The following is a 25,089-nucleotide window of genomic DNA, read 5'->3' as shown; positions in this document are numbered from 1 at the left end:
GGGTTTACAATGATTTCGGTTTCGTTGCTGGCACTCACCCCTGCGGTGGCGGCAGCGCAGGACGCCGATGTCCCGGCCGACGCGGCCTCCACTGCTCCCCAGGAGGGCCTCGGCGAAATTGTCGTGACCGCGCAGCGGCGGTCGCAGAACATCCAGGATGTGCCGATCAGCATCGCAGCGATCAGCGGCGAAGCGCTCACCGAGGTCGGAATCCGCGATCCGCGTGACCTCTCAATCCTCGTCCCCGGCCTTTCGTCGCAAGCCGGGACATCGGCCACGACGACCTCGCTATTCCTGCGCGGTGTCGGCATCGGCGATTTCAACTCGAACACGACGGGCGCGGTGGGCGTCTATGTCGATGATGTCTTCCTCGGCGCGAATGCCGGCAAGCTTTTCAACGTCTTCGACAGCGACGGCATCGAAGTGCTGAAGGGGCCGCAGGGTACGCTCTACGGCCGCAACACGACCGCGGGCGCCATCCGCTTTTCCTCGCGCAAGCCGACCGATGCGTTCAGCGCCAACGCCGCGCTGTCCTACGGCCGTTTCAACGAGGTTCAGGTCGAAGGCGGCGTTGGCGGGCCAATTGTCACCGATCTCCTCAAGATGCGCGTCGCCGGCACCTATCTCCGCCGCGACGGCTGGCTGCTCAACCGCGTCACCGGCAACAAGCTCAACGACCTCGACATGTGGGCCGGCCGCGCGATCGTCGATCTGACGCCGAGCGAAGATGTCCTGATCCGCGCGATCGTTCACGGCGGGCAGAATCGCGGTGGTGCGCGCCAGTTCCAGCATCGGGGGCAGGGCATCGATTTCGCGGGCAACCCCAATTTCGCGAACGGCGTGCCGCTCGACGCGCTTGGCTATGCCGACACCGATGGCGACCTCAATGCGGGCGACTACGACATCGAGGGGCAGGAACGTGTCAATGTCTTCGGCGCCTCGCTGACCGCCAGCATCAATTTTCCGGGCGTCACCCTGACCTCGATCAGCGCTTACGAGCAGGTTCGTCGCAGTACGGTCGAAGATACTGACGCCAGCCCGAACAACGTGCTGACGGCGACTTATATCGACCGGCCGCAGCAGTTCAGCCAGGAACTGCGCCTGCAGTCGCGCGATGGCGGCGCGGTCAACTGGATTGTCGGCGGCTATTATTTCCACGACAAGCTGGTGACCGAAAGCGCGTTCGACATATTGCGCGTGTTCCGCGATCCGAACGATCTGCTCGGCACATTCGACCCGGTCAATTCGATCGGCAACTTCGCCTATCCCTATACGCAAAAGACCGAAAGCTGGGCGGCGTTCGCGCAGGCCGATGTGAAGCTGTCGGACAAGCTTACCCTGACGGGTGGCCTGCGCTATTCGGCCGACAATATCGATTTCGATTTTCACAGCTTCTTCGACGATGTGATCGTCGTGCCGGTGCTCGATTTCGAGGGGTCGAAGACATTCAAGGACCTGTCGTGGCGCGCGGCGCTGTCGTTCCAGGCGACCGACAACCTCCTCTTCTACGCCTCCTCGTCGAAGGGCTATAACAGCGGCGGGTTTGCGGGCGGTTCGTCGAGCGATCCGGCGCAGTTGCAGCCGTTCCGCTCGGAAAAGCTTTACGCCTATGAAGCGGGTTTCAAGAGCGATCTGCTCGGTCGCACGCTGCGCTTCAACGCGGCCGCCTTCTATTATGACTATCGCGATCTGCAGGTGTTCGTTTTCGACACCTCGGGCGTGATCCCCGTGCAGCGCAAGCTCAATGCGGGCAATGCCGAGCTTTACGGTCTCGAAATCGAACTCCAGGCGCAACCGTCACGTTACTTCAACGCTTTCGTCAACGCGAGCCTCCTGCACGCGCGTTACAAGGATTTTACGGCGCTCGCGGCCGACGATTATTCGGGCAACAAGCTCGTCAACGCGCCCGAATATGCGATTTCGGCGGGCTTCTCGGTGACCCAGCCGCTGCCGGGCGACAGCGCGCTCAAGCTGCGCGTCGACGGCAGCCTCCAGTCCGAAACCTTCCTCACGCCCGACAATGTGCAGGCCAACCGCGTCAAGCCCTACGGCATCGCCAATGCGCGTCTGTCCTGGCTCTCGGCCGACGAAAATCTGGAGGTCGCGCTCTGGGCGAAGAATATTACCGGCACGCGCTATGTGACTTATGTCTCGCCCGTCGTGACGATGGATCAGCTCAACTACAATGATCCCGCGACCTACGGCGTTCAGGCCGTCCTCAAATTCTAAACATGCTGCAGGAAGCGCCGCCGCAGAACGTCGGTGGCGGCTGCAGGCGAGCAAGAGAGAATGACATGACCAGAATGCAGGATGCTGCGCTGCGCGCGCGCGCGCTCAAAGTAATCCCGAACGGGATGTACGGACATGAATCGGTGCGGCTGTTGCCGGACAGTTTTCCGCAATTCTTCAGCAAGGCCGAAGGCGCCTATATCTGGGATGCCGACGGCAACCGCTATCTCGATTATATGTGCGCCTATGGCCCGAGCCTGCTCGGCTATCGCGACGAGCGGGTCGAGGCTGCGGCGCGCGCGCAGACGGCGCTCGGGGATACGCTGACCGGTCCGTCGCCCGCGATGGTCGAACTCGCCGAAACCCTGGTAGCGATGGTCGATCACGCCGACTGGGCGATGTTCTGCAAGAATGGCACCGACGCCACGACGATGGCGATGAGCAGCGCACGCGCGCAGACGGGCAAGCGGATCGTGCTGGTGGCGAAAGGCGCCTATCATGGGGCCGCGCCGTGGTGCACGCCGATCCCCGCGGGCACGGTCGCCGAGGACCGCGCGCATGTCCGCACTTACGCCTATAATGACGTTGCCAGCCTCGAGGCTGCGGTCGCCGATGCGGGCGACGATCTCGCCGCGATTTTTGCATCGCCGTTCCGTCACGATGCCTTCATCGACCAGGAAGCACCCGACCCCGCCTATGCTCACCGCGCGCGCTCGCTTTGCGACACCGCCGGTGCGATGCTTATCGTCGACGAGGTTCGCGCGGGATTCCGTATCGCGCGGGGCAGCAGCTGGGCCGAACTCGGGGTGGCGCCCGACCTCAGCGCGTGGGGCAAATGCTTTGCGAACGGACACCCGATTTCGGCGCTGCTCGGCTCGGACAGCTGCCGCGAGGGCGCCGGTGCCATCTATGCGACCGGGTCTTTCTGGCTTTCCGCCGTCCCGATGGCCGCGGCGATCGAGACGCTGCGCATCATTCGCGAGACCGGTTATCTTGAGCATATCATCCGCCTCGGCGACCAGCTGCGGGCGGGACTCGACGCTGCGGCCGCGGGAAGCGGCTTTGCGCTGCGCCAGACCGGCCCGGTCCAGATGCCGCAGATCATGTTTGCCGACGATCCCGATTTCCGCATCGGCTATGCCTGGGCCGAGGAAATGCTCGCGCGCGGGATTTATGTTCACCCGTGGCACAACATGTTCCTCTGCGCTGCGATGACCGAGGCCGATATCGACCGCACCATCGCCGCCGCCAAGGAAGCGTTCGGCGCCGTTGCAGCACGTCGCGACGACCTTGTCCCGCACCCGGTGCTTGTCGCGATGGCGGCGGCGATGGCGACGCCCGAAACAGCCGGCTGAGGCGCCGCATGGACCAGCCTCTCGATCTGCTGGCGGTCGGGCTCACGACGCTCGACATCACCGTCCATCCGGTATCGTCGCTTCCCGACGCCGATACCGGCGACCTTGTCGATTCTATCGTGCTTTCGCCCGCGGGTACGGCTGGCGGGACGACGCTTGTCGCGCAGAAACTCGGTATGGCGGCCGGCATCGCCTCGGCGGTCGGCGACGATCCGCAGGGTAAGCTTGTGCGTTCGATGTTCGTTGCAGCGGGCGTCGACACCCGCATGCTCGCCACGCGGCCGGATATGCCGACCTCGACGACCGTGCTGCCCGTCCGTCCGGGCGGTGAACGGCCGAACTGGCACATGATGGGCGCCAGCGTCTTTGCGCCAGTCACTGATGCGATGTTCGCAGCGCTGCCGCGTACGGCGGCGGTTCATTGGGGAGCCGTCGGCTTCCCGGGCGTCGCGGATCGCGGCGCCGATTTTCTCCGTCAGGGGCGCGCGCTGGGCGCGTTCACGTCATGCGACCTGATCGCGCCGTCGGACGCCGCCAATGCCGACCTCGACAGGCTGCTGCCGCATATCGACCTGTTCATGCCAAGCTTGGCCGAAGTTCGCGCGCTTGCCCGCACCGACGATCCGGTGGAGGGTGCGCGATATTTCATGGCCAAGGGTGCTGGCGGCTGCCTCGTGAAGCTGGGCGCAAAGGGCGCCTTGCTGGTGCAGTCGGACCGGCAAATCCACGTCCCCGCCTATCGGATCGACCCCGTCGACACGACAAGCTGCGGCGACAGTCTGTGCGCGGGCTTCCATGCCGGGCGAAGCCGGGGACTCGATGGGGATGCGGCCCTGCGCTTCGCGGTTGCGACGGCGGCGCAGGTTGCCCTGGGCGTCGGAACGCTGGGCCGGCTCGAAGGCTATGAAGAGACGCGCGCGTTTGCGCGCGACACACCCGTTAGCGGAGAGGTGCGATGACCGAAGCCGAAGCCCGTCAGCAACTCGTCGACGCGATGCGCGCGCTCGATGCGCGCGGACTCAATCGCGGCACATCGGGGAATCTTTCGGTGCGCTACACGTCCGGTATGCTAGTCACGCCTTCGGGTATAACGCCCGATCGCCTCGTGCCCGACACGATTGTCTTCGTCGATGGCGACGGCAGCGTCGCGCCGGGTGCTGCGCGACCCTCGAGCGAATGGCAGATGCATCTCGGCCTCTACCGCCGCCGCGCCGATGCAAAAGCCATCGTCCACTGCCATGCACGTCATTCGACCATTTTGGCGTGCGCGCATCGCGAAATCCCTCCGCTTCATTACATGGTTGCGGTGAGTGGCGGCGCGAGTGTTCCGGTTGCGCCCTATGCGACCTTCGGCAGCGAGGAGCTTGCGGAAGGGGTCGCGCAAACGCTTTGTGGCCGCTTTGCTTGCCTCATGGCCAATCATGGGTTGATCGCGCTCGGCTCGAGCCTCGCCACTGCGATGGCGATCGCCGAAGAGATCGAAGAGCAGGCTGCCGTCTATTGCGGCACGCTGGCGCTCGGCGGCCCCAAGCTGCTCGATCCGGTCGAGATGGAGCGAATCCTGGAAGCCTTCAAAGATTATGGCCAGCGGTGACTGCGGCGACTTTCATCGAGTTCGTCCGGAAAGCCGACAGTCTGCAAACGGCCATGAGCGGCCATGTTTCCTTTTTGAAGCTAAGCACGCACGCTACGAAGAGGAGCGCAGTCGGTCTCGCACGGCTTCGGCCTGGCGCATGATATTCTGAACCAGCTCGGCGCAGGTGGGGATGTCGTGGATCAGCGCCTGGCTCTGGCCGCTGGTCCAGATGCCGCCGTCGACATCGCCGCCCGCCAGGACATTCTCGCGCCCGCGCACGCCCGCCATCAGATGCCGGACGTCGTCGAAGGTCTTGGTCGGGTCGCGCTGGATCTCGGCGACTTCCATCGACACGGCATTCTTCGCGACGCGCGCGGTGTTGCGGAGCGTCCGGCCGACGAGCACCGTGTCGGTCTCGTTCGCGTCGACGATGCGCTGCTTCACATTGTGATGGATCTGCGCCTCGACCGTCGCGCAGAAGCGCGTGCCCATGTTGACCGCATCGGCGCCCAATGCGAGCGCCGCGATCAGGCTGCGCCCGTCGGCCATGCCGCCCGAGGCGATGATCGGCACATCGGGCAGCGCGTCGGCCGTGGCGGGCAGCAGCACGACGAGCCCGACATCGTCCTCGCCGGGATGACCCGCGCATTCGAAGCCGTCGATGCTGATCATGTCGACGCCCTTCTTCACCGCCGACACCGAGTGGCGCACCGAAGTGCATTTGTGGATCACGGTGACACCTTCTTCCTTGAAGCGCGGCAGATGATCGGTCGGGGCGCGGCCCGCGGTCTCGACGATCCGGATCCCGCTCGCGATGATCGCCTCGCGATATTCGTCATAGGGGATGGGGTTGATCGACGGCAGCAAGGTGAGGTTCACGCCGAAGGGCTTGTCGGTGAGCCTCCGCGTCGCTTCGATCTCGTCGAACAGGGCCTGGCCGGTCGGATACATATGCGCGGTGATAAAGCCCAAGGCGCCGGCATTGGCGACCGCCGCGACGAGCGGGCCGTAACCCACGCCGGTCATGCCGCCCATCAGGATCGGGGTTTCAATGCCGAACTTCTCGGTAATGCGCGTCTTGATGGCCATATCGGCGGTCGCCCTTTTGCTTTGAACTTCTGAAGATGCGGGATGCGGGACGGATGATTGCGTCGCCGTCTATCCGGCTTTGGCCGGCTTGGGCCCCATGAGCGACAGCAAATAGGCACCGCCTATACGTCCGCCTCGCGGTGGCAACATGTCGAACTGCCGCATCATATCGGCGATTTCATACTGGGCCATATAGTCGGACAGCAGCCCGTCGCGAAAGCCGAGGAAGATGTCGCAGCCATAGGTGGTGGCCTTGCTATCCTTGCCCGAGGCGGCCGGCGCACTGGCCGTCTGTTCGAACAGATAGAGCGCGCGCCCGGCTTCGACCGCACTGAAAAGTTGCACTTCGCGGAAATGCACGTCGGGCATGACCGCCCATATCTTGTCGACATAGGCGCGCATCGCTGCATGGCCATGGATGATCTCGGGCCAGAATATCGTGTCGTTCCAGCGGATGTCGGGGTGGATCAACCCCATGACCTGTTCGGTGTCGTGCGAATTCCACGCGGCCTCCCAGCGATTGCCGAAGTCGCGAACGAACTCAGCAGTGACAATATCCGCCATGGGCAATCCGACATAGGTCTGGCTGACGGCGACGGGAGCTTCAGAAATCGTTTCGTCGGGAAGCATATAATTTTCTCCGTGGCGGCTATGCGACGACTGGCGCGGGCCGTGGCTGTTTGAACAATGCCGTGGCCCGCGCGATCTTTCCCGGCGATCCCACGACCGACCCGGTCACGAACATCAGGCTACGCGTGCTGTGTTCCAGCGTGACGCGGCTCTCGATCCAGTCGCCCAGTGGGGCCCCCTGCAGGAAATCGACGCTGAGGTTGATTGTCGGACCGCCCCAGTCGTGGCCGCAGATCTCGATCGCGCAGACGCCGAGCGCGATATCAAGAAAGGTCGACAGCAGCCCTCCGTGGCAGAAGCCGAGGCGGTTGCATTGGTACGCCTGCACTCTCATCCCGAAACGGACGGGCTCGACGGGGTCGCCGGTGTGCAGCATCTGCATGCCGCCGATATGCGCGCAAAAGGGATCGTCGAAGCGCAGCGGCCCCCAGTCGCCCGCCGTGCGGGACATCGTCATGGCGTGAGGCCCATTAGCGGCTCGACCAGCTTGCGCGCGGCGCCCGTGAACCGCATCACGGCGGGGTCGGGGCGGTCCGCATAAAGGCGCTCGACCTCGGCCCCGCGCCGCTCGCGCACGACGCGCTGCGCGACATTGCCCTTTACGGTGACCTCGCCGGTTTCGAACGATGGCGGTTCGTCGAGGACCAGAGCCGCGCCGACCCGGCGCGCGGCGCCGCTCTGCGTGGCGTTGAAAGCCGATATCGCCTGCTCGATCGCCGCGCGTGTTTCGGGAGCGTTGGCGGGCGATTTGAGCCACAACAGTGCCGCGGGATAGGGACGGTTGAGTCCGCAAATCACGGCTTCCGAAACAAGCGCATTGCACGCGGCCAGAAGCGCCAGCCGCAGCGCCTCGACGGTGACATAGGTGCCCGAGTCCAGCTTGAAGTCTTCCGACAGGCGGCCCGCAAAGACGAGGCCGGCGCACGGCTCGTCGGGATCGGCGAAGCGGACGGCGTCGCCGGTGTGGAAAAAGCCCTCTTCGTCGAACAGCGAGGCCGAGGCTTCGGGCGCGCCGATATAGCCGCTCTGCGGCATCATCGTCGGTCCCTTGACCCGCATCTCGTACCGCCCGTCGAAGGGGACGAGCTTCAGGTCGGTGGCGGGCAGGGGAAGCCCGATGACGTCGGTCCCGCCCTCGCTCCAATATTTGAGCGTCCCGAACAGATATTCGGTCGCGCCATAGAAGGAGAAGATCGGCACCGCCCTGCCGCGCGCGGCGATCGAGAGGGCGGCCAGCCGGTCGCGGACGTCTTCGGCGAGCACCGCGCCCCCGAAGCCCAGGAATTTGAGGCGCGAGAAGAAATGCCGGCTGAGCCCGGCATCGGCTTCGAGCGCCTGGCACAGCATCGTGTAGCCGAGCGGGACGGTGATGAAATAAGAGGGCGCGACGGCGCGGAGGTTGGCGAGCGTCTTCGCGAACAGATCGGGCGTCGGCTTGCCGTCGTCGATCCATATTGTCCCGCCCGCGGCGATCGTGTTGTTGAAGTTGAAGTTGCCCGCCATGATGTGGCTGAACGGCATGGCTTCCAGTATCTGCGGCGGCTCGTCCCCGAATTCGAGCAGTCCGAGCGCGCGGTTCTGCGCGATGGTGATGTTCAGATTGGCGTGCGGCTGCGGCGTCGCCTTTGGCGAGCCGGTCGAACCCGAGGTATAGACGATGCGCGCGATCTGGTCGGGCCGGATGGCGTCCATGCGTTCGGTCACGTCATCGCGTGGCGCGGTGGCGATCACTTCGGCCCAAGGCACGATATCGAGTCCTTCGACGCTGCCCGATGCTGCGACGATCGTCACGCCGAGCGGCGCGAGTGCGCGCAGCGCTGCGGCATAGCGTACCGCATCGTCGACGATGACGACCTTTGCACCGACGACCGAAACACATTGGCGAAGCTGCGCATGATCCTTCGACATCAGCGAATAGGCGACGCTGACCGGCGCGATCGCCGCGCCGCTCCGCTGGACGCCGATCGCGGCGATGCCATGTTCGATCGAGGGTTCGGACAGGAAGGATATGACGTCGCCGACGCCGATACCCCGCTCGATCAGCCATTGGGCGAGCCCGTCGGCCGAGCGCCGCGCACCGCCATAGGAAATGCTGCGCCATTCGCCGGTCGCGCCGCGCTGGCGCATGAAGATGGCGTCCGGCGCGCGTTCGGCCTGTTCGTCAAAGACATGCGCGAGCGATTTGGGGACGGGGCCGAGTGGCAGCGCCGAGCGCAGGATGACGCTGCCGTCGTCGCGGCGGTCCAGCGCCACGTTGGGGGGCGGAGGGCTCGCAAATTCCATCTAGGCCATCCTATACATTGTCCGAGGATCGCCAAGCGCCGCACCGAGAGAGTCGGCGGTCGTGGCCGGCAGGTCGAAGTCACGCCCGAACCCGGTTCCGCTGGCGGTCCCGCCGGCCGATCGTTGCCAGCGTAGCTGCGCGCCCCAGCCGCCGCCGCATTCGACGATCTCGCCGGTACGCGTCGACGCGGGATCGAGCAAAGCGAGCAGGAAGGGAGCTATCTGCGCGGGCCGCAGGCCTTGCTTCATCCGGTCCGAAAAGACGCCGTCGGTCATTTCGGTCGCCGCCATCGGCGCGATGGCATTGGCGCGGATGCCCACGCGTTCGCCTTCGATCGCGAGCGTCTTCATCAGGCCTATGATACCGCCCTTGGCCGCCGCGTAATTGGCCTGGCCAAAGGCGCCGTGCATCCCCGCGCCCGACGTGGTGAGGACGATCGAACCGCGCCCCTGCGCCGTCATCGGGCCCCACGCCGCCTTGGCGCAGGCGAAGCTGCCGCCGAGATGGACATCGATCACCTCCGACCAGTCCTCGGCGCTCATTTTCGCGAAGCTGCGGTCGCGAACGATCCCGGCGTTGACGACCAGCCCGTCGATCGAACCATATTCGGCGAGCGCGGCGTCCACGAAGGGCATCGGATCGCGGATATCGCAGCGGACGGCGATCGCGCGTCCCCCCGCCTGCCGGATCGTCGCGGCGACCGCGTCGACCCCGTCGCCGCGACCCGTCAGGACGAGGCGGGCGCCGGCGCCGGCGAGGTCGGCGGCATATTGCCGTCCGATCCCGCGGCTCGCGCCGACGATCGCGACGACCGATCCATCAAGGTCGACCGAGGGGAGGGGAGGGAGGCCCAACATCGCGGCGCGTCAGCGCGTTCCCGACCCGACCTTCGCGCGCGCGGCGAGCATGCGATCCGAGATTTCCGGATTCCAGTGGACGTCGCGATACTGGACGTGGCCGTAGACATAGGCGGCCATCGGATCCATCGCCCAGCTGCGGCGCAGCATTTCGGTGGTGCGCACGACGGTCGGCACCGTGGTCGAGGCAATCTCGGCCGCCATGCCCTGTGCTGTCGCGAGCAGCTGGCCCTCCGGCGCGATCTCGTCGATCAGGCCGATACGCAAGGCTTCCTGGGCATTGATGCGGCGGCCGGTCAGCACCAGCAGCTTCGCCTGGCTCTGGCCGACGATGCGCTGCAGGGGGTCGACGAAGGGGGTCAGGCCGAAACGGATCTGCGGAAAGCCGAACCTGGCGTTGGGGCTCGAAATGCGGATGTCGCAGAAAACGGCGATGTCGCAGCCGCCGCCGAAGGTCGGCCCCGCGACCGCGGCGATCGTCGGCTTCGGATATTCGAGCAGTGCGAGATAGCCATAGTAAGTGGCATCATACCAGCGCAGCCGCTCTTCCTCGCTTTTCCAGTTCATCGTGTCGAGGTCGAGCCCGGCCGAGAAATATTCCTCGGTACCGGTGATGACGACCGCGGCGACGCTGTCGTCGCGCCGCCACTGGGCGAGCGTCTCGACCAGGTCCTCGAACAATTCGGTGCTGAGCGCATTCTTCTTGTCGGGGCGGTCGAGGAAGATGGTGGCGACGCCGCCCTTAACCTCGCTGCGCATCGTGCCGTGCTTTGCCATAAATACTCCCAAGCTTGTGATTCGGATCAGAGATTTCGGGCGATGAGCAATTTCATCACCTCGCTCGCGCCGCCGTAGATGCGGTGGATACGGCTATCGCGGAACATGCGCGCGATCGGATATTCGAGCATATAGCCATAGCCGCCGAAGAGCTGGAGGCAGCCATCGACGATCTTCGTCAGTTCCTCCGACGCCCAATATTTGGCCATCGAGGCGAGTTCCGCGGTCAGTTCGCCGCGGACGAGCAGCGCGGTGCAATGATCTACGAAGACGCGGCAGACAACCGCCCGCGTCTTATATTCGGCAAGCTGGAACTGGGTGTTCTGGAAGTCAGCGAGGGCCTGGCCGAACATCGGCCGCTCGCGCGTGTAGCGGATGGTCTCGTCCAGCGCGCGTTCGATCATCGCCATCGCCTGCCAGGCGATGATCAGCCGTTCCTGCGGCAGTTTTTCCATGAGCTGCGGCAGTCCGCGGCCTTCGACCCCGCCGAGCAGGGCGTCGTCAGGTACGAACATGTCGTCGAAGAAAAGCTCCGATGTATCCTGTCCTTCCTGTCCCACCTTGTCGAGGTTTCGCCCGCGCCGGAACCCCGGCGGGGCGCCTCGCACATCGACGATGAACAGCGAGATCGACCGGCTGCCGCCCGCCGGATCGGTCTTCGCCGCGACGAGGATGACGTCGGCGATCTGGCCGTTCGAAATGAAGGTCTTTTGCCCACTGAGCCGCCAGCCGCCGTCGCAGCGTCGCGCGGCCATCTTCATGCCCTGCAGGTCCGACCCCGCCGCCGGTTCGGTCATCGCGATCGCGGTCAGACATTCGCCCGAGCAGAATCTGGGCAGCCAGTGCTGTTTCTGCGCCCCGGTCCCGAAGCTTGAAAAATAGGGGAGGATCACCGCGTTGTGCAGGCTGATCGTCAGCGCGTCGGCGCCGCGATGCCCGATCGCCTTGGTGATGATCGCCTCGAACCGGAAATCGGCGCCCGCGCCGCCATATTCTTCCGCGACCGAAATGCCGAGGAGCCCGGCCTCGGCCGCAGCGGTCCAGGTCGCGCGGTCGACGCATTTGTCGGCGCGCCAGCGGTCGATCGCCTCGGGCGCGGTGTGCGCGGCAAGGAAGCCGTCGACCGAGCGCGCGAACTGCTCGCACTCTTCGGCAGCTAAAATTTCGGAGGCGACGAGGTCGAGGGTCATGGCTTCCCGGCGCGTTCGATCGCGACGCTGTCGCCGGCCTTCAGCCGGTCGAAGCCGCGCGCGATCCGCTCGCGGAAAATGCCGCGCTGGAGCAGGTCGTGGGTAACGGTCAGCTCATATTGCAGTGCGCCGAGGTGATCCATGTTCGATGCCCGGAGCGCGACGCCCTTGAAGATCTTCGCGAGCTCCGGGCCCATTTCGGCGATCTGCTTCGCCAGCGTCAGCGCGCGGCCCCGCAGTTCGCCGACCGGCGTCACTTCGCTGACAAGGCCGATCCGCAGCGCTTCCGGCGCGTCGATCGGGTCGCCCGTATAATACATGCGCCGCGCATGCTGCTGACCGACGCGCGACATCAGCGCGTGGTAAAAGCCGTTCATCGCATATTTGACCTGCGTCGATCCGAAGAGCGCATTTTCGGACGCAATGGTGATGTCGCACATATTGGCGACGTCCATGCCATAGCCCGGCGCGACGCCCGCGACTGCCGCGACCGACGGTTTGCCGAAGTCGTAGATCGCTTTCATCAGCGCGAGTGCGAGGTCGTTGAAGCGGCGGCGGTCGTCGTCGCTCGCCGAATTGAGGACATCGACGCGCCAGCCGGCGCAGAAATACTCCTCGTTGCCGATAAACAGCACGCACGAGACGCTGTCGTCGTCTTCCCATGCCCTGAGCGCCGCGATGATATCTTCGTGCAGTTCCCAGCCGAGCGCGTTGCGGACTTCGGGATGGTTGAGCTGGAGGATGCCGACGCCGTCCTCGACGCTGGTGTTCAGATAACGGAAGTCGGCCATCGCAAATCCTCTTATTACCTACTAGTCGGTAACATTGTCATATGCGCGCCGACAAAGGCTGTCAACTCGCGGCCGGAACAGCCGGGAGGCGTGCGGGATTGCGGCGATTGAAACGCGGTTAGGGCTTGCCGATGCCGTCGAGAATCATGGCGACGAACTGGTCGGACACGGCGCCCGGTTCGATCTGCAAGGCGCCCGACTGCCAGTGGGTCATCCAGTTGACCATGCCGAAGATGCCGAACGCGACGATGTGCGCGTCATCGAGTGCGAGCGACCCGTCCTTGCGGCCGATCTCTAGCCGGTCGAGCAGGTCGCGATTGAGCATCCGTTTGTAGTTGCGATATTTGGCCTTGCCGGCGTCGGTCATCACCCGTTCGTCCGCGACGATCATCGACAGGACATTGTCCTGCAAAAGGTCGACATAGCATTCGACGAAGATGCGGACGCGTTCGCGGCCGGGCAGGCGGACATCGTCGCGATCGGCTATTTTCTGCTGAAAAAGAATATAGCCGCGCGCGATGCATTCGAGCAGGATCTCCTCCTTGCTCGCGAAATGATAATAGAGGCTGGGCTTGGTGATCGAGAGGCCCGCGGCGATGTCGTCGAGGCTGGTGCGGTCATAGCCGCGCTCGCGAAACATGGTCGAGGCGATCCCCATGATCACGTCCTTGTTGACGCTCCCGCGCTTGCGGCCGGGTCGTGATGGGGTGGCTGAGCCCGGTCGCGCCTGGGTCGGCGATGCCGACATCCGTATCTTCCTCGATGCTTCCGCCATTGCTTTCACCATAGGCCGGGTTTCGTTCCTTGGTGCCGTCCCGGCCGCCCCTGATCGGGAGGCATAGGTCCGCCACGACCCACTGGTCAATAGGCGGTGCCTTCATCGCCGATTTGACAACGTAAGAAAGCGATATTACCGACCGGACGGTAACAAAAGATTTGGATGCTCTTTCCGGTTGGGAATCGGGCGTTACAAATGGTCACTGGGAGGGAAAATATGGCGCTTTCAAAGATGCGTAGCTCGTCGTCGGTCGCGGCCCTGCTGCTCGCGCTGCTCGCGAATCAGGCGGCAGCGCAGGACCCGGCGCCCGCCAACGACGCGGAAGCGGCAGGCACGACGGACATTATTGTGACCGCCCAGAAGCGCAGCGAGAGCGTCAACAGCGTTCCGCTGTCGATCACTGCGGTGTCGGGCGGCGACCTGCAGGCACAGGGCGTGACCGATGTCGCCGGGCTGGCGAAAGTGACACCCGGCTTCAACGCGATCAACAGCGGCTTCGGCACGCCGGTCTATTTCCTGCGCGGTATCGGCTTCTTCGACAGCAGCCTCGCCGCCAAGCCGACGGTCACCGTCTATACCGACGAAATTCCCATTCCCTATTCGGTGATGACCGCGGGCGCTTCCTTCGATCTCGAGCGGGTCGAAGTGCTGAAAGGGCCGCAGGGCACTTTGTTCGGGTCGAACGCCACAGGCGGCGCGATCAACTATATCGCCGCTAAGCCGGCCTGGTCGCCCGAGGCGGGGCTGGCGCTTTCCTATGGCCGCTTCAATCGCTTCAGCGCCGAAGGCTATGCCAGCGGGCCACTGTCGGAGACATTGGCGGCGCGCATTTCGCTGCGGCATGAAGGCGGCGGCGACTGGCAGAAAAGCTACACGCGCGATGCGAGGCTCGGCCAGCGCGCCTTCACGCAGGGCCGCGTCCAGCTGGCTTTCCGGCCGGTCGAGACGGTGCGCCTGAACCTGATGGTCAACGCCTATCAGGACCATGGCGACACGCAGGCGCCTCAGTTCATCGCGCCCTTCCAGCAATCGGCCGGATTCTTCGATCCGCGCCTGCCGACCTATCCGGTCGCCCCCGGGAATAATCGCGCGGCGGACTGGGGGAACAGCTTCCGGCTGAAAAAGGATAATTGGCAGGTACAGGCGGCGCTGCGCGGCGAGATCGATCTCAGCGACGACATCACGCTCACCTCGATCTCGGCCTATACGCGCTTCAAGGAGGCCTATGGTCAGGAATCGGACGGCACGACCCTGCGGCTGACCGACGTCTTCCTCGAAGGCGACATCAAGTCGTTCAGTCAGGAAGTGCGGCTCGCGGGCTCGCTGATGGGCGACGGGTCGTGGATCGTCGGCGGCAATTATGAATGGGGCAAGACGCATGAACTCCTGACCCAGCGGCTCAACGACCAGTCGTCGGCGCATGTGTTCGACCGCTTCGGTTTCCCGTCGATCGAACTGGTACCGCAGCTCGGCGACACCAAATATCGCAGCTACGCCGCCTTCGCCGACGTCAGCGTCCCGATCGTCGACACGCTGACCTTGATCGGCGGCGTGCGTTACACCGATACCAAGGTCGATTTTGCGGGCTGCACCCTCAACGCCGGCAACGGCACCTACGCCCGAGGCTTCGAACTGATTTTCGGCCTGCCGTCGGGGACGATCCCGCTCGGTGGCTGCGTGACCTTCGACGACGCGGGGCGTCCGGGCAAGTTTACGGGAAGTCTGCCGGAAGACAATGTGTCCTGGCGCGGCGTGCTGCAATGGAAGCCTGCGAACGGCCAGCTGTTCTACGCCAGCGTCAGCCGCGGCTACAAGAGCGGCTCCTTCGCGACGCTCGCCGGCAATCGCTTCTCCCAATACAAGCCGGTCCGCCAAGAGCAGGTGACGGCCTACGAGCTTGGATTCAAGTCGGCGCTGCTCGACCGGCGCGTTCAGCTCAACGGCGCTCTCTTCTATTACGACTATCTCGACAAGCAACTCAAAGGGCGGACGATCGTGCCGGTGTTCGGGCCGCTCGAGGCGCTGGTCAACGTGCCCAAGTCGCGGATCAAGGGGGCCGAGTTGCAACTTGTGGTGTCGCCAGCCGACGGACTGCGCGCCAATCTGGGCGCGACCTATATCGACAGCAAGGTGACGCGCTCCTTCTCGAACTACACCGCGTTCGGCGCGGTAACCGACTTCAACGGCTTCCGCTTCCCCTACACACCGAAATGGCAGATCAATGCCGACCTCGAATATTGTTGGGACATCGGCGGGTCGAAAGAGGCTTTTGTCGGGGCCAATTACACGTACCGCAGTTCGACCTACGGCGATTTCAAGCCCGACGCCCGCCTGTTCATCGACGACTATGGCCTGCTCGACCTGCGCGCGGGCGTCGGTCATATCGACGGGAAATGGACCGCGAGCCTCTACGCGCAGAATGTGACCAACGAATATTACTGGAACACCGCCGCGCGGCGCGGAGATGCCGTCATCCGCTTTACAGGCATGCCGGTGACCTACGGCTTGAACATGAGCTTCAAGTTTAACTAACTGTCGGTCAACGGCAGTTATGCTCTACCGCTGGCCGGAAACAGATATTTATCCTTGCTAGGCTCCACCATTACAAAGAAGGCCCGCGCAAGCGGGCCTTCTTTGTTGCGCGGGGGGCGTGTCTATTCGGCGGCTTCGGTCTCGAAGATCGGTTCCATCGCGATCGGGTCGGCCAGCGTGATGCGGTCGAGGATCGCCGCGGTGTCGTCGCGCACCTTCAGCATCAGGCTGCGCATCCGGCATTCGGATTCGGGCAGGCAATTCTTGCAATGCTCGTGCGCGTTGCGCGCTGCGCAAGGAACGAGTGCCAGCGAACCGCGGGTCAGCCGGACCAGGTCGCCATAGCTGATGTCGACCGGCGGCAGGGCGAGCTGATAGCCGCCGTCGCGCCCGCGCTGCGACAGCAGCAGGCCCTCGCGCGCCATTTCGGACAGGATCACGGTCAGGAATTTGGGCGGGATATTCTGCGCCTCCGCGATATCCGCAAGCTGGACCTGCCCCTTGCCCCAATGGTCGGCGAGGTGCTGGAAGGCGCGGATCGTGTAGCGGGTCTTTTGCGACAGCATGGCGATGTTAGTGATGCATATTCAGCCTTAATTCAACCTGTCTGGCTGACATTGTGCGAAGAGTTGATGAAAATCACAGCGGGTGGCATGAACCACCGCTACAGGGGTCGCCGAAAAGCCCGTGCGGGCGGATATTGGCTGGAGCGATGAATATGCAGAAAATGATGGCAGCGCCGGCGGTATTGGCCGCATGCTTGCTGGCGGTGGCGCCGGCGCAGGCGCAGTTCGGCGGATTGCTCCGCAAGGTGACCTCGCCGACCCCCACACCCAGCTCGACCGAGAAGGACAATGGCGGTTGCCCCAAGGGCAAGAAGGGCGACGGCACCGGTCGCAAGATATTGGGCGGCATTTTGAGCGATACGATCAGCAGCGCGGCAGGGCGCACCGGCTTCGGCAGCTATATCCCCAGCGCCGAGGTCGCGGGCACGCTGACCGACGCGATCGCCTGCCGCCTCGATCCCGGCGAACAATTGCAGGCGGCCGCCGCGACCGAGGAAGTGACGCGCGGCGAAGAAGTCGGCGCGACCGCCAGCTGGACCAGCGCGACGCGCGAGAATGTCAGCGGGACATCGACCGTGGCGTCCGTGAATGCCGAGGGCGGCGGCCGCAAGTGTATGAACGTCACCGACGTGGTGATCGTCGATGGCGAGGAAACGCGCGTCTCGAAGCGCATGTGCAAGGGTCCGGGCGAGCCGCGCTATGTCATTGCCGCTGCCTAAAATTGCCCGGTCGTTTGCTGGGCTGGCGGCGCTGGCATGCCTGACGGCGGCGACGCCGAACGACCCGGCGAACCCGACCTGTCCGCTCAACCCCAATTGGTCGACGAATCCGACGATGACGCTGACCCCCGCCGAGCGAAACGGAACCAAGGTTCTGTTGGCCGAGGGGCGGATCGATGCGGGACTTCCCGACCGCCTGACCAAGGCGCTCGCGACCAATCCCGATATCGAGGAAATCTGGCTTCGCTCGCCCGGTGGCGATGCACGCGCCGGCAATGCGGCCGGCCGGATCGTGCGCTCGAACCTCGGGATCATCACGCGCATTCCCAATGGCTGGGCCTGTTTCAGCGCGTGCAATTTCGTTTTCATGGGCGGTCAGCCACGTCTGGTCGACCCCGGCGGGCTTTTTATCGTCCATATGTTCACGCGCACAGGCGACCGTAGCGCGATCGACATGAGTGTTGCGATGGGAACCGATGCAACGCGGGACCTGATCGGCGATATCGAACAGGATGCTGCCCTGCTCGCCAGCGAGGACAATGATTTCCTGATCCGCATGGGCGTGTCGCGGAAATTGCTCACCGAGGTGATGTACCGGCAAAAGGCGATTGCGACCGACGAGGATAAATCGACCCGGCGCTGCCTGACGCAGACCGAAGTGAAGGCCTATAATGTCGCGAACAATGACGACGGTTAGGCGGCGGCTATTCGCGCCGCTGTTGGCGCTGCCTCTTCTAGCCGCGACATCTGATGCACCGGATGGAATATGCGTCCCGGCACGCGTAGGATGGGATGCATCGGATCTGCGATTGGATATCCAGCGGAGCGGACGCAGCGAGACCTTGTTGGTCGAAGGCCGGATCGGCCCCGATCTTCCCGCGCAGCTCGAGGCCGTGCTCGCAGCCCATCCGGATATTGCCACAATCCATTTCAATGCCTCGGGCGACGACCGGAGCAGCGCGATGGCAGCGGGACTCGTCCTGCGCGCGGCGGGGAATTTCGAGGCGCATGTCCCGGCGGGCGCGAACTGCACCGACGCTTGCGCCTTGCTGTTCCTCAGCGGCCGGATCCGGTCGGTCGATCCGGCTGCGGTGTTCGATCTCGGACAATTTTACGCGCCGGCGCAGAGGTCGGCGAAAAGCGCCGACGTTGCGCGGCAAAGCCTCGACGTGTCCAACTATCTGATCCGCATGGGCGTTTCGCGGCGGCTCCTGACCGGCACGCTCGATCGCGATGCCGCTTCGGCCACGCCCGGCGCAAAGCGCTGCCTGACCCCCGAGGAGCTCCACGGCTATAACGTTGCAAATTGGAACGAATAATTTAGGCTGCTCCCAAACAGAGGAGAGGCTGCCATGACCGATATGACGCACGATCACGCGTCCTTCCGTTCGATGATCGACGGGACGCAGGAGGATTGGGACATCATCGCGCGCGAGCAAAAGGCGTTCGCGCCGCAGAACGGCAAGCGCATCCTCGACCATCTGAAACTGCTCGGCGGCGATTATGGGGGCTTTCCGGTCGACCGGCTCGAACATTGCCTGCAGACCGCGACGCGCGCGCATCGCGACGGGCGCGACGAGGAATATGTCGTGATGGCGCTGCTCCACGACATCGGCGACACGCTGGGCGCGTTCAACCATCCCGACGTCGCGGCGGCGATCCTGAAACCCTTTTTGTCGGACGAGAATCTGTGGATCGTCCAGCACCACGGCATCTTCCAGGGCCATTATTTCTTCCACTATCTGGGCCTCGACCGCGACATGCGCGACCAGTTCAAGGACCATCCGCACTATGCGGCCTGCGCCCAATTCTGCGAGAAATATGACGCGCCGGCGTTCGACCCCGATTATGCTAGCGAGCCGCTGGAATTTTTCGAGCCGATGGTGATGCGGGTCTGCGGCTACCCCAAACAGAGCATTTACAAGAAGGTGATGGTCGAGGAAGCGGCGGAGTAAGAGATCGGCCAGATACAACCGTCACCCCGGCGAAGGCCGGGGTCTCGCCGATGGTTCCATGAACCTAGGTCGAGATCCCGGCCTTCGCCGGGATGACGACAAATGGGGTCGTTCACTTCCCCTTGAATGCCGTCTTGCGCTTCTCGACGAAGGCGAGCACGCCCTCGACCGCATCCTCGCTGTTGCCCGCGACGAACTGGCCCATCGCCTCGGCGTCGAGCGTTTCGGCGAAGCTCTGCGACAGGCCGCTGCGCAGGATCTTGCGCATCGTGCCCAGCGACACCGTCGGGCCGCTCGCGAGGCGCACTGCCATCGCGCGCGCCTCGGTCAGTAGGTTGGCATCCTCGACGCATTTATAGACGAGCCCCCATTCGGCCGCCTGTTCGCCGCCGATCTTTTCGCCCAGCATCATCATCTGCGCCGCGCGGGGCAGGCCGATCAGGCGCGGCAGCAGCCACGACGAGCCGCCGTCGGGGACCAGCCCGATATTGACGAAGGCCTGGAGGAAATAGGCCGACTTGCCGACGAAGGTGAAGTCGCCCGACAGGCCGAAGCTGCACCCGACCCCCGCCGCGGGGCCGTTGACCGCGGTGACGACGGGGATGTCGAGGTTCGCGAGCGCGAGCAGCATCGGGTTATAATGGTTGCGCAGCGCCTTGCGGCTGTTCGCGCCGCCGCCGACCGCCGACGCGGCGCGGTCGCCGCCGAGGTCGGCGCCCGAACAGAAGCCGCGGCCTTCGCCGGTGATCAGCAGCGCGCGCGCGCCGAGCGAGGGCAGATGGTCGAGCGCGTCACGGATCTCGTCGGCCATCGCGGGCGGCATCGAGTTCAGCCGCTCGGGGCGATTGAGCGTGATCGTCGCGACATGGTCGGCGATCTCGAGCTTGATCATTTCGTAGCTGGGGACAGTCATGGGGAAGAACTCCTCTCGCGGGACGGCTCAGGCTTTACCTTTACGTTCACGTAAAGTTGTGGCCGATTTGGCGAGGGAGTGCAAGGGGGAAGGAGAGTGGGGGTATGGCGCGGGAGTTGCCATAAAGATCCTCCCCGCAAGTGGGGAGGATCGTCTTGTTTCGAACCCAAAACCGCCGCCGTCTTCAAAAAAGGCCTTTCCTACATTATCCGGCTATGCAAGCATGATCCCGACTCTTTCACCCGGTCGACAAACGCGGCTGCTGAGGTCCTAGGGGAAGCGCACAGGGCTGAACTTTCCTGAACTTTGGAATAAGACGAAGGCAGTTCCCCACCCCAAAGCAGACATTCCTCGGCTATTCGGTGCCGTCGTTCGACTCATAGCGCACGAAGCGCAGCTCGCCTTCCTTGCGGCGCATCACGATGCGGTCGCCGCGCGCCTCGACGCAGGCGCCCGTGAGGTCGATCAGGCCGAGGTCGTTGGGAATCAGCCGCACGTGCAGCTGGCCGTGGTCGGCCTCGGTGAGGTCGTATCGCGGCGCACGGATGTCGTAGATCGGCTCGACCACCTCGATCCAGCGCGGAACGCGCTTGTCGTCGTCGGGCAGCGTCCAGCCATTATATTGCGTATAATCCTCGACTGGCTCGCCGCTGTCGAAGCCGATCTTGAAGGTCACGCCCGACACCGCTTCGCCGTTCGGCCAGGTGACGAGGATCGTCGGGACGATGCCTTCGACCGCGATCGGTTCGGCTTTCTCGAAGACCGGCGGCACCGGCTTGGGATCGGTGATCAGGCAGATGGTGTCGCCCCGCCGTTCCCAGCGGCCGCGCGACAATTCGTCGAGCGCGCCCGCGGCGAGACCATATTCATAGGTCCCGTCGGCGGAAATCAGCATGCCGCCCCCGACATCGGGCCCCTCGGCGAGCTGATATTCGCCGACCAGGTCGGGGGCCTGCGCCGAGGCGGGGAGGGCGAGCGATGCGGCGAGAAGCGCGGCGAGAATGGGGGATCGCATGGCCCTAATCTGCGCGCCTTCGGGGCGTGAATCCAGCCCTTCATTTCCTTTGACAGCGTGCGCGGCGGGCGCAACGGTGCGATGTGCCTGGCGGGAGGGAAAAGAGCGCGATGGCGATAGCGATGGCGTTCCGAACCCGCCCGGCGCGCGTTGCCGCGCTCATCTGGCTTATCCTTTGCACTGCCGCTTCCGCGACGGCGCAAAGCGCGGCGATCGATATCCGCTTCACGCTCCACGGCGACAGCGACCAGCCGATCGGGCATCAGAGCGAGCGCACGGGCGCGACCGTCGATGGGCAGGAGATCCTTCGGCAAGCCGAGAGCGCCTTCACGATATCGGGGCATGATGCGACCGAGGCTGGAGAGATGTGGCGCCTCGCGCTCGATCGCGACGGCGCGCCGCAGCGCTGGCAATGGCGGCGCAGCATCAACGGCAAGCTGCTCACCGTCGAACTCGAGCGCGATGGCGCGCTGCTCAAGGGGCAGGCGGTGAACGACGGCCGGCGCCACCCGGTAGCAGCGGCGATCCCGGCGCTGCCGATCGGCGATTCGGAGGCGCTGGCGCCGCTGCTGGAAGAGCCCTCTGCCCCCCGCAGCTGGTCGATCGCCGCGTTCGACCCGATCGCCCTCCAATTCCGTCCTGTCCAGATGGCCGTAGCGCGGCGCAGCGGGTCCGAGCACAGCTATGTCCTGACGACGGCGCGCGGGGGGCGGCTGCAATCGGCGCACTGGCTGACCTACGACCAGGGCAAGCTCATCGAGGCAAAGCAGCCGCTGCTCGGTAGTTCGCGCAGCTGGCGCCGCGACGACAGACCACCGACGGCGGACAAGCTATTGTCGCGCGGCCGCATCGTTGCGCACGAGCAGCATAAGCCCGGCGTCCATATCACCCAGCGCGCCGCGCTGGGGCAGATCCGCTACGCCTTCGGCGGCGTGGCCGACATCCCCTTCGCCTTTCCCGAAACCGGCGAGCAACGGGTGCGCCGTGACGGCGAAGGCTGGCAGGTCGATATCTGCCGCGACTGCGGCCCGCTGCTCGCCCCCACCGCCGTGGAGATCGCGCAATGGACGCGGCCCACGCTGTGGATCCAGAGCGGCGACTCCGCCTTTCAGGACAAGGCGGCGCAGGCGCGGCGCGGCGCGCGGAACGACGAGGCGGTGATGATCCGCCTCGGCGCCGCGGCGCGCACGCGGCTGCCGCGGATCGAGTTCGACGGCTATGTCTCGGCGCGCACCGCCTGGCGCCGTCACGCGGGCGATTGCACCGAAGATGCGCTCGTGCTCGCGGCGCTCGGGCGCGCGGCGGGCATCCCGGTGCGCGTCGTCCACGGCCTCGTCTTCTCGCCCGGCCGCTATCATGGCGCGAGCAACGCCTATATGCCGCACAGCTGGGTGATCGCCTGGGTCGACGGGCGGTGGAAAAGTTTCGACATTTCGCTGAACGGCTTCGACGCGACGCATATCGCGCTCAGCCTCAGCGATGGCGAGCCCGAAGCGATGGTCGAGGCGGGACAGGTCGCCGCGCTGCTCGAATGGCGCGCGATTTCGGAAGTCAGGAAGCGGCCGGACGATCCCTGACCAGCGGCTGCTCGCGCTCGTCCTGCGGCGCGTCGTCCGTATCGTCGGAAGCATCGGCCGCGGGAACCGGCTCGTCGTCATAGACGACGGGCATCTCTGGAAGGTCGGTCTCAAGGTCGGCGGTCAGCCACTCGGTCTCGCCCGGCTTCTTCAGCCCGCCGACGATGATATATTGATCCTCGAGGCAATATTCGCCGCTCTCGGGCTCGGTCAGATTGGCCGCGAGCAGCTCGTCGACCTGCGCATAGGCCGGGGTCGCCAGGCTCGCGCTCAGCGCCATCGCGGCGAGCGCCGACCGTGCCGACACCTTATAGCTCACGCAAATCTCGTCGCTGCATCCCGCGACCAGCGCCTGCCGCGCGGTGCTCGACAGGTCCGTAATGTCGTGGACCTCGCGGTGGCAGAGGCGGCAGATATCGCCGTCCATGATGTCGCTCAGCTTGCCCTTGTACGGGCAGTGGCTCTGGATCCTGGGGAACAGGGACATGCGCGCCTCCATCTCTCTCCGCCGCAGGAGGATGACAGAGATGCGCGGCGCGGGCAATCGCCGAATGCCGACCCCTTCCGCGCCAGCCCTTCCCAGGCAGCCGCGCCGCTGCTAGGCGCGCGCCATGATCGCTCCGCATCCCGAACGCCGCACCTTTGCCATCATCTCGCACCCCGACGCGGGCAAGACGACGCTGACCGAGAAATTGCTCGTCGCCGGCGGCGCGATCCATATCGCGGGCGAGGTCAAGGCGCGCGGACAGGCCCGGCGCGCGCGCTCGGACTGGATGAAGATCGAGCAGCAGCGCGGGATTTCGGTGACCTCGTCGGTGATGACCTTCGAGCATGCGGGCCTCATCTTCAACCTGCTCGACACCCCGGGGCACGAGGATTTCAGCGAGGACACCTATCGCACGCTGACCGCGGTCGACAGCGCGGTGATGGTGATCGACGCCGCCAAGGGCATCGAACCGCAGACGCTGAAATTGTTCGAGGTCTGCCGCCTGCGCTCGGTCCCGATCATCACCTTCATCAACAAGGTCGATCGCGAGGGCCTGCCGCCGTTCGAACTGCTCGACGAAGTCGCCGACCGGCTTGCTCTGGACGTCTGCCCGATGAACTGGCCCGCGGGCATGGGGGGGCAGTTCGAGGGGATTTACGACCTCGCCGACCCCGCGATCATGCGGCCGGGCGCCGATGCCTCGCGGATGTACGAAGGCCACCGCGCCAAGGTCGCGGGGCTCGATGATCCCGCGCTCGCCGCCGAACTGTCGGCGGGCGCTCTCGCGCACCTCAAGGAAGAGACCGAGCTCGCCTCGGCCTGCTACGCCCCCTTCGACGGCGCGGCCTATCGCAATGGCGACCTGACCCCCGTCTATTTCGGCTCGGCGCTCAAGGAATTCGGGGTCACCGACCTGCTCGCCGCGCTCGCCGCGCATGCGCCGGGCCCGCAGCCGCAGCCCGCCGACCCCGCGCCGGTCGACCCCGCCGACGACGCGGTCACCGGCTTCGTGTTCAAGGTGCAGGCGAATATGAACCCCGCGCACCGCGACCGCATCGCCTTCATGCGGCTGTGCTCGGGCAGGTTCGAGCGCGGCATGCGGCTGATGCAGGGCGGCACGGGCAAGGCAATCGCGATCAGCCGCCCGATGCTCTTCCTCGCGCAGGACCGCGAAATGGCCGAGGAGGCCTTTCCCGGCGATATCATCGGCATTCCGAACCACGGCACGCTGCGCGTCGGCGACACCTTGTCCGAACGCACCGACATCACGATCACCGGGCTGCCCAATTTCGCACCCGAACTGCTCCGCCGCGTCGCGCTCGTCGATCCGACCCAGACCAAGAAATTGCGCAAGGCGCTCGACGACATGGCCGAGGAGGGGATCATCCAGGTCTTTTATCCCGAGATCGGCGCGAACATGATCGTCGGCGTCGTCGGCCAGCTCCAGCTAGAGGTGCTGATCAGCCGTCTCGACGCTGAATATAAGGTCGCGGCGAAGCTCGAGCAGTCGCCATGGGAAACCGCGCGCTGGGTCGCGTCGGACGATCCGGCCAAGCTGAAGACGTTCCAGTCCGAGCACCGCGGCGCCAGCGCCACCGACCGCGACGGCGCGCCGGTGTTCATGGCGAAGGATGCGTGGGAAGTCGGCTATATAACGCAGCGCAATCCGGATATCCGCTTCACGGCGACCAAGGAGCGGCGGCTGGGGGCCTTGGCGGAGTAGGATTTTCTCGCACAAAGCCACGAAGCCACAAAGGATCTTTGATCCC

General features: G+C 64.9%; 24 protein-coding genes. 11 read left to right on the top strand and 13 right to left on the bottom strand.

Annotated elements, in window-relative coordinates; translation table 11 throughout:
* The first annotated feature begins 9 nt into the window (after positions 1-9).
* The 4 genes from AC1RNQ_RS12945 (at position 10) to AC1RNQ_RS12930 (ending at position 5,178) form a co-directional block, all read left to right on the top strand.
* Positions 10-2,229 carry a TonB-dependent receptor gene (locus AC1RNQ_RS12945; RefSeq protein ID WP_493171555.1) on the top strand — a complete coding sequence of 740 codons (2,220 nt, stop codon included), beginning with the start codon at positions 10-12 and terminating at the stop codon, positions 2,227-2,229.
* A 65-nt stretch (positions 2,230-2,294) separates the two neighbouring features.
* Entirely contained in the window at positions 2,295-3,584 is a 1,290-nt protein-coding gene (locus tag AC1RNQ_RS12940) for an aminotransferase class III-fold pyridoxal phosphate-dependent enzyme (RefSeq protein ID WP_493171554.1), read from the top strand.
* Positions 3,585-3,592: 8 nt separating this feature from the next.
* Positions 3,593-4,543 (top strand): carbohydrate kinase family protein, encoded by a 951-nt coding sequence (locus AC1RNQ_RS12935; protein ID WP_493171553.1) that lies wholly within the window; start codon positions 3,593-3,595, stop codon positions 4,541-4,543.
* Entirely contained in the window at positions 4,540-5,178 is a 639-nt protein-coding gene (locus AC1RNQ_RS12930; protein ID WP_493171552.1) for a class II aldolase/adducin family protein, read from the top strand. Before AC1RNQ_RS12935 ends, AC1RNQ_RS12930 begins: the two co-directional genes overlap by 4 nt.
* A 93-nt stretch (positions 5,179-5,271) precedes the next feature.
* On the opposite strand, the gene AC1RNQ_RS12925 is transcribed toward AC1RNQ_RS12930, so the two are convergent.
* From AC1RNQ_RS12925 to AC1RNQ_RS12885, 9 genes are all read right to left on the bottom strand, one after another.
* Positions 5,272-6,249, bottom strand: coding sequence for an NAD(P)H-dependent flavin oxidoreductase (locus tag AC1RNQ_RS12925; RefSeq protein ID WP_493171551.1), 978 nt, complete (start codon positions 6,247-6,249; stop codon positions 5,272-5,274).
* Positions 6,250-6,318: 69 nt separating this feature from the next.
* Positions 6,319-6,879, bottom strand: a complete 561-nt coding sequence (locus AC1RNQ_RS12920; RefSeq protein ID WP_493171550.1) for a nuclear transport factor 2 family protein — start codon at positions 6,877-6,879, stop codon at positions 6,319-6,321.
* A gap of 19 nt (positions 6,880-6,898) precedes the next feature.
* On the bottom strand, positions 6,899-7,336 hold the full coding sequence (locus tag AC1RNQ_RS12915; RefSeq protein ID WP_493171549.1) for a PaaI family thioesterase: 438 nt from the start codon (positions 7,334-7,336) through the stop codon (positions 6,899-6,901).
* Positions 7,333-9,132 carry an AMP-binding protein gene (locus AC1RNQ_RS12910; RefSeq protein ID WP_493171548.1) on the bottom strand — a complete coding sequence of 600 codons (1,800 nt, stop codon included), beginning with the start codon at positions 9,130-9,132 and terminating at the stop codon, positions 7,333-7,335. Before AC1RNQ_RS12910 ends, AC1RNQ_RS12915 begins: the two co-directional genes overlap by 4 nt.
* 30 nt (positions 9,133-9,162) lie before the next feature.
* Entirely contained in the window at positions 9,163-10,020 is an 858-nt protein-coding gene (locus AC1RNQ_RS12905) for an SDR family NAD(P)-dependent oxidoreductase (protein ID WP_493171547.1), read from the bottom strand.
* A 9-nt stretch (positions 10,021-10,029) separates the two neighbouring features.
* The gene (locus tag AC1RNQ_RS12900) at positions 10,030-10,797 is read right to left on the bottom strand and encodes an enoyl-CoA hydratase/isomerase family protein (RefSeq protein WP_493171546.1); all 768 of its coding nucleotides are present in this window, start codon (positions 10,795-10,797) and stop codon (positions 10,030-10,032) included.
* A 26-nt stretch (positions 10,798-10,823) separates the two neighbouring features.
* Positions 10,824-11,987, bottom strand: a complete 1,164-nt coding sequence (locus AC1RNQ_RS12895) for an acyl-CoA dehydrogenase family protein (RefSeq protein ID WP_493171545.1) — start codon at positions 11,985-11,987, stop codon at positions 10,824-10,826.
* The gene (locus AC1RNQ_RS12890) at positions 11,984-12,778 is read right to left on the bottom strand and encodes an enoyl-CoA hydratase/isomerase family protein (protein WP_493171544.1); all 795 of its coding nucleotides are present in this window, start codon (positions 12,776-12,778) and stop codon (positions 11,984-11,986) included. Before AC1RNQ_RS12890 ends, AC1RNQ_RS12895 begins: the two co-directional genes overlap by 4 nt.
* 118 nt (positions 12,779-12,896) lie before the next feature.
* Positions 12,897-13,436 carry a TetR/AcrR family transcriptional regulator gene (locus AC1RNQ_RS12885; RefSeq protein ID WP_493171543.1) on the bottom strand — a complete coding sequence of 180 codons (540 nt, stop codon included), beginning with the start codon at positions 13,434-13,436 and terminating at the stop codon, positions 12,897-12,899.
* Positions 13,437-13,772: 336 nt separating this feature from the next.
* Here AC1RNQ_RS12885 and AC1RNQ_RS12880 point away from each other — a divergent pair, with 336 nt between their 5' ends.
* The gene (locus tag AC1RNQ_RS12880) at positions 13,773-16,088 is read left to right on the top strand and encodes a TonB-dependent receptor (protein ID WP_493171542.1); all 2,316 of its coding nucleotides are present in this window, start codon (positions 13,773-13,775) and stop codon (positions 16,086-16,088) included.
* Positions 16,089-16,210: 122 nt separating this feature from the next.
* On the opposite strand, the gene AC1RNQ_RS12875 is transcribed toward AC1RNQ_RS12880, so the two are convergent.
* Positions 16,211-16,654, bottom strand: a complete 444-nt coding sequence (locus AC1RNQ_RS12875) for an RrF2 family transcriptional regulator (protein ID WP_431592578.1) — start codon at positions 16,652-16,654, stop codon at positions 16,211-16,213.
* Between the two features lie 152 nt (positions 16,655-16,806).
* Between AC1RNQ_RS12875 and AC1RNQ_RS12870 the strand changes: the two genes are divergently transcribed.
* The 4 genes from AC1RNQ_RS12870 (at position 16,807) to AC1RNQ_RS12855 (ending at position 19,328) form a co-directional block, all read left to right on the top strand.
* A complete protein-coding gene (locus AC1RNQ_RS12870) occupies positions 16,807-17,373 on the top strand; it encodes a hypothetical protein (protein WP_493171541.1) in 567 nt (188 codons plus the stop codon).
* The gene (locus AC1RNQ_RS12865; RefSeq protein WP_493171540.1) at positions 17,354-18,070 is read left to right on the top strand and encodes a COG3904 family protein; all 717 of its coding nucleotides are present in this window, start codon (positions 17,354-17,356) and stop codon (positions 18,068-18,070) included. The genes AC1RNQ_RS12870 and AC1RNQ_RS12865 overlap by 20 nt, the downstream gene beginning before the upstream one ends.
* A gap of 112 nt (positions 18,071-18,182) precedes the next feature.
* The gene (locus AC1RNQ_RS12860) at positions 18,183-18,692 is read left to right on the top strand and encodes a hypothetical protein (RefSeq protein WP_493171539.1); all 510 of its coding nucleotides are present in this window, start codon (positions 18,183-18,185) and stop codon (positions 18,690-18,692) included.
* A gap of 33 nt (positions 18,693-18,725) precedes the next feature.
* Positions 18,726-19,328 carry an HD domain-containing protein gene (locus AC1RNQ_RS12855; RefSeq protein ID WP_493171538.1) on the top strand — a complete coding sequence of 201 codons (603 nt, stop codon included), beginning with the start codon at positions 18,726-18,728 and terminating at the stop codon, positions 19,326-19,328.
* A gap of 112 nt (positions 19,329-19,440) precedes the next feature.
* Here AC1RNQ_RS12855 and AC1RNQ_RS12850 read toward each other — a convergent pair whose 3' ends face one another.
* Positions 19,441-20,241 carry an enoyl-CoA hydratase-related protein gene (locus AC1RNQ_RS12850; protein ID WP_493171537.1) on the bottom strand — a complete coding sequence of 267 codons (801 nt, stop codon included), beginning with the start codon at positions 20,239-20,241 and terminating at the stop codon, positions 19,441-19,443.
* A gap of 355 nt (positions 20,242-20,596) precedes the next feature.
* Positions 20,597-21,256, bottom strand: a complete 660-nt coding sequence (locus AC1RNQ_RS12845; RefSeq protein ID WP_493171536.1) for a hypothetical protein — start codon at positions 21,254-21,256, stop codon at positions 20,597-20,599.
* 122 nt (positions 21,257-21,378) lie between these two features.
* Between AC1RNQ_RS12845 and AC1RNQ_RS12840 the strand changes: the two genes are divergently transcribed.
* Positions 21,379-22,833, top strand: a complete 1,455-nt coding sequence (locus tag AC1RNQ_RS12840) for a transglutaminase-like domain-containing protein (RefSeq protein ID WP_493171535.1) — start codon at positions 21,379-21,381, stop codon at positions 22,831-22,833.
* Here the strand turns inward: AC1RNQ_RS12840 and AC1RNQ_RS12835 are convergent.
* Positions 22,808-23,320 carry a hypothetical protein gene (locus AC1RNQ_RS12835; RefSeq protein ID WP_493171534.1) on the bottom strand — a complete coding sequence of 171 codons (513 nt, stop codon included), beginning with the start codon at positions 23,318-23,320 and terminating at the stop codon, positions 22,808-22,810. The genes AC1RNQ_RS12840 and AC1RNQ_RS12835 overlap by 26 nt on opposite strands.
* A 124-nt stretch (positions 23,321-23,444) precedes the next feature.
* On the opposite strand from AC1RNQ_RS12835, the gene AC1RNQ_RS12830 reads away from it, so the two are divergent.
* The gene (locus tag AC1RNQ_RS12830) at positions 23,445-25,043 is read left to right on the top strand and encodes a peptide chain release factor 3 (RefSeq protein ID WP_493171533.1); all 1,599 of its coding nucleotides are present in this window, start codon (positions 23,445-23,447) and stop codon (positions 25,041-25,043) included.
* The last annotated feature ends 46 nt before the right edge of the window (positions 25,044-25,089 follow it).

The sequence above is a fragment of the Sphingopyxis sp. GW821-FHT12F08 genome (assembly GCF_058806755.1).
The sequence above is the reverse complement of the archived record's forward strand: the minus strand, read 5'-3'. Positions and strand labels throughout refer to the sequence as shown.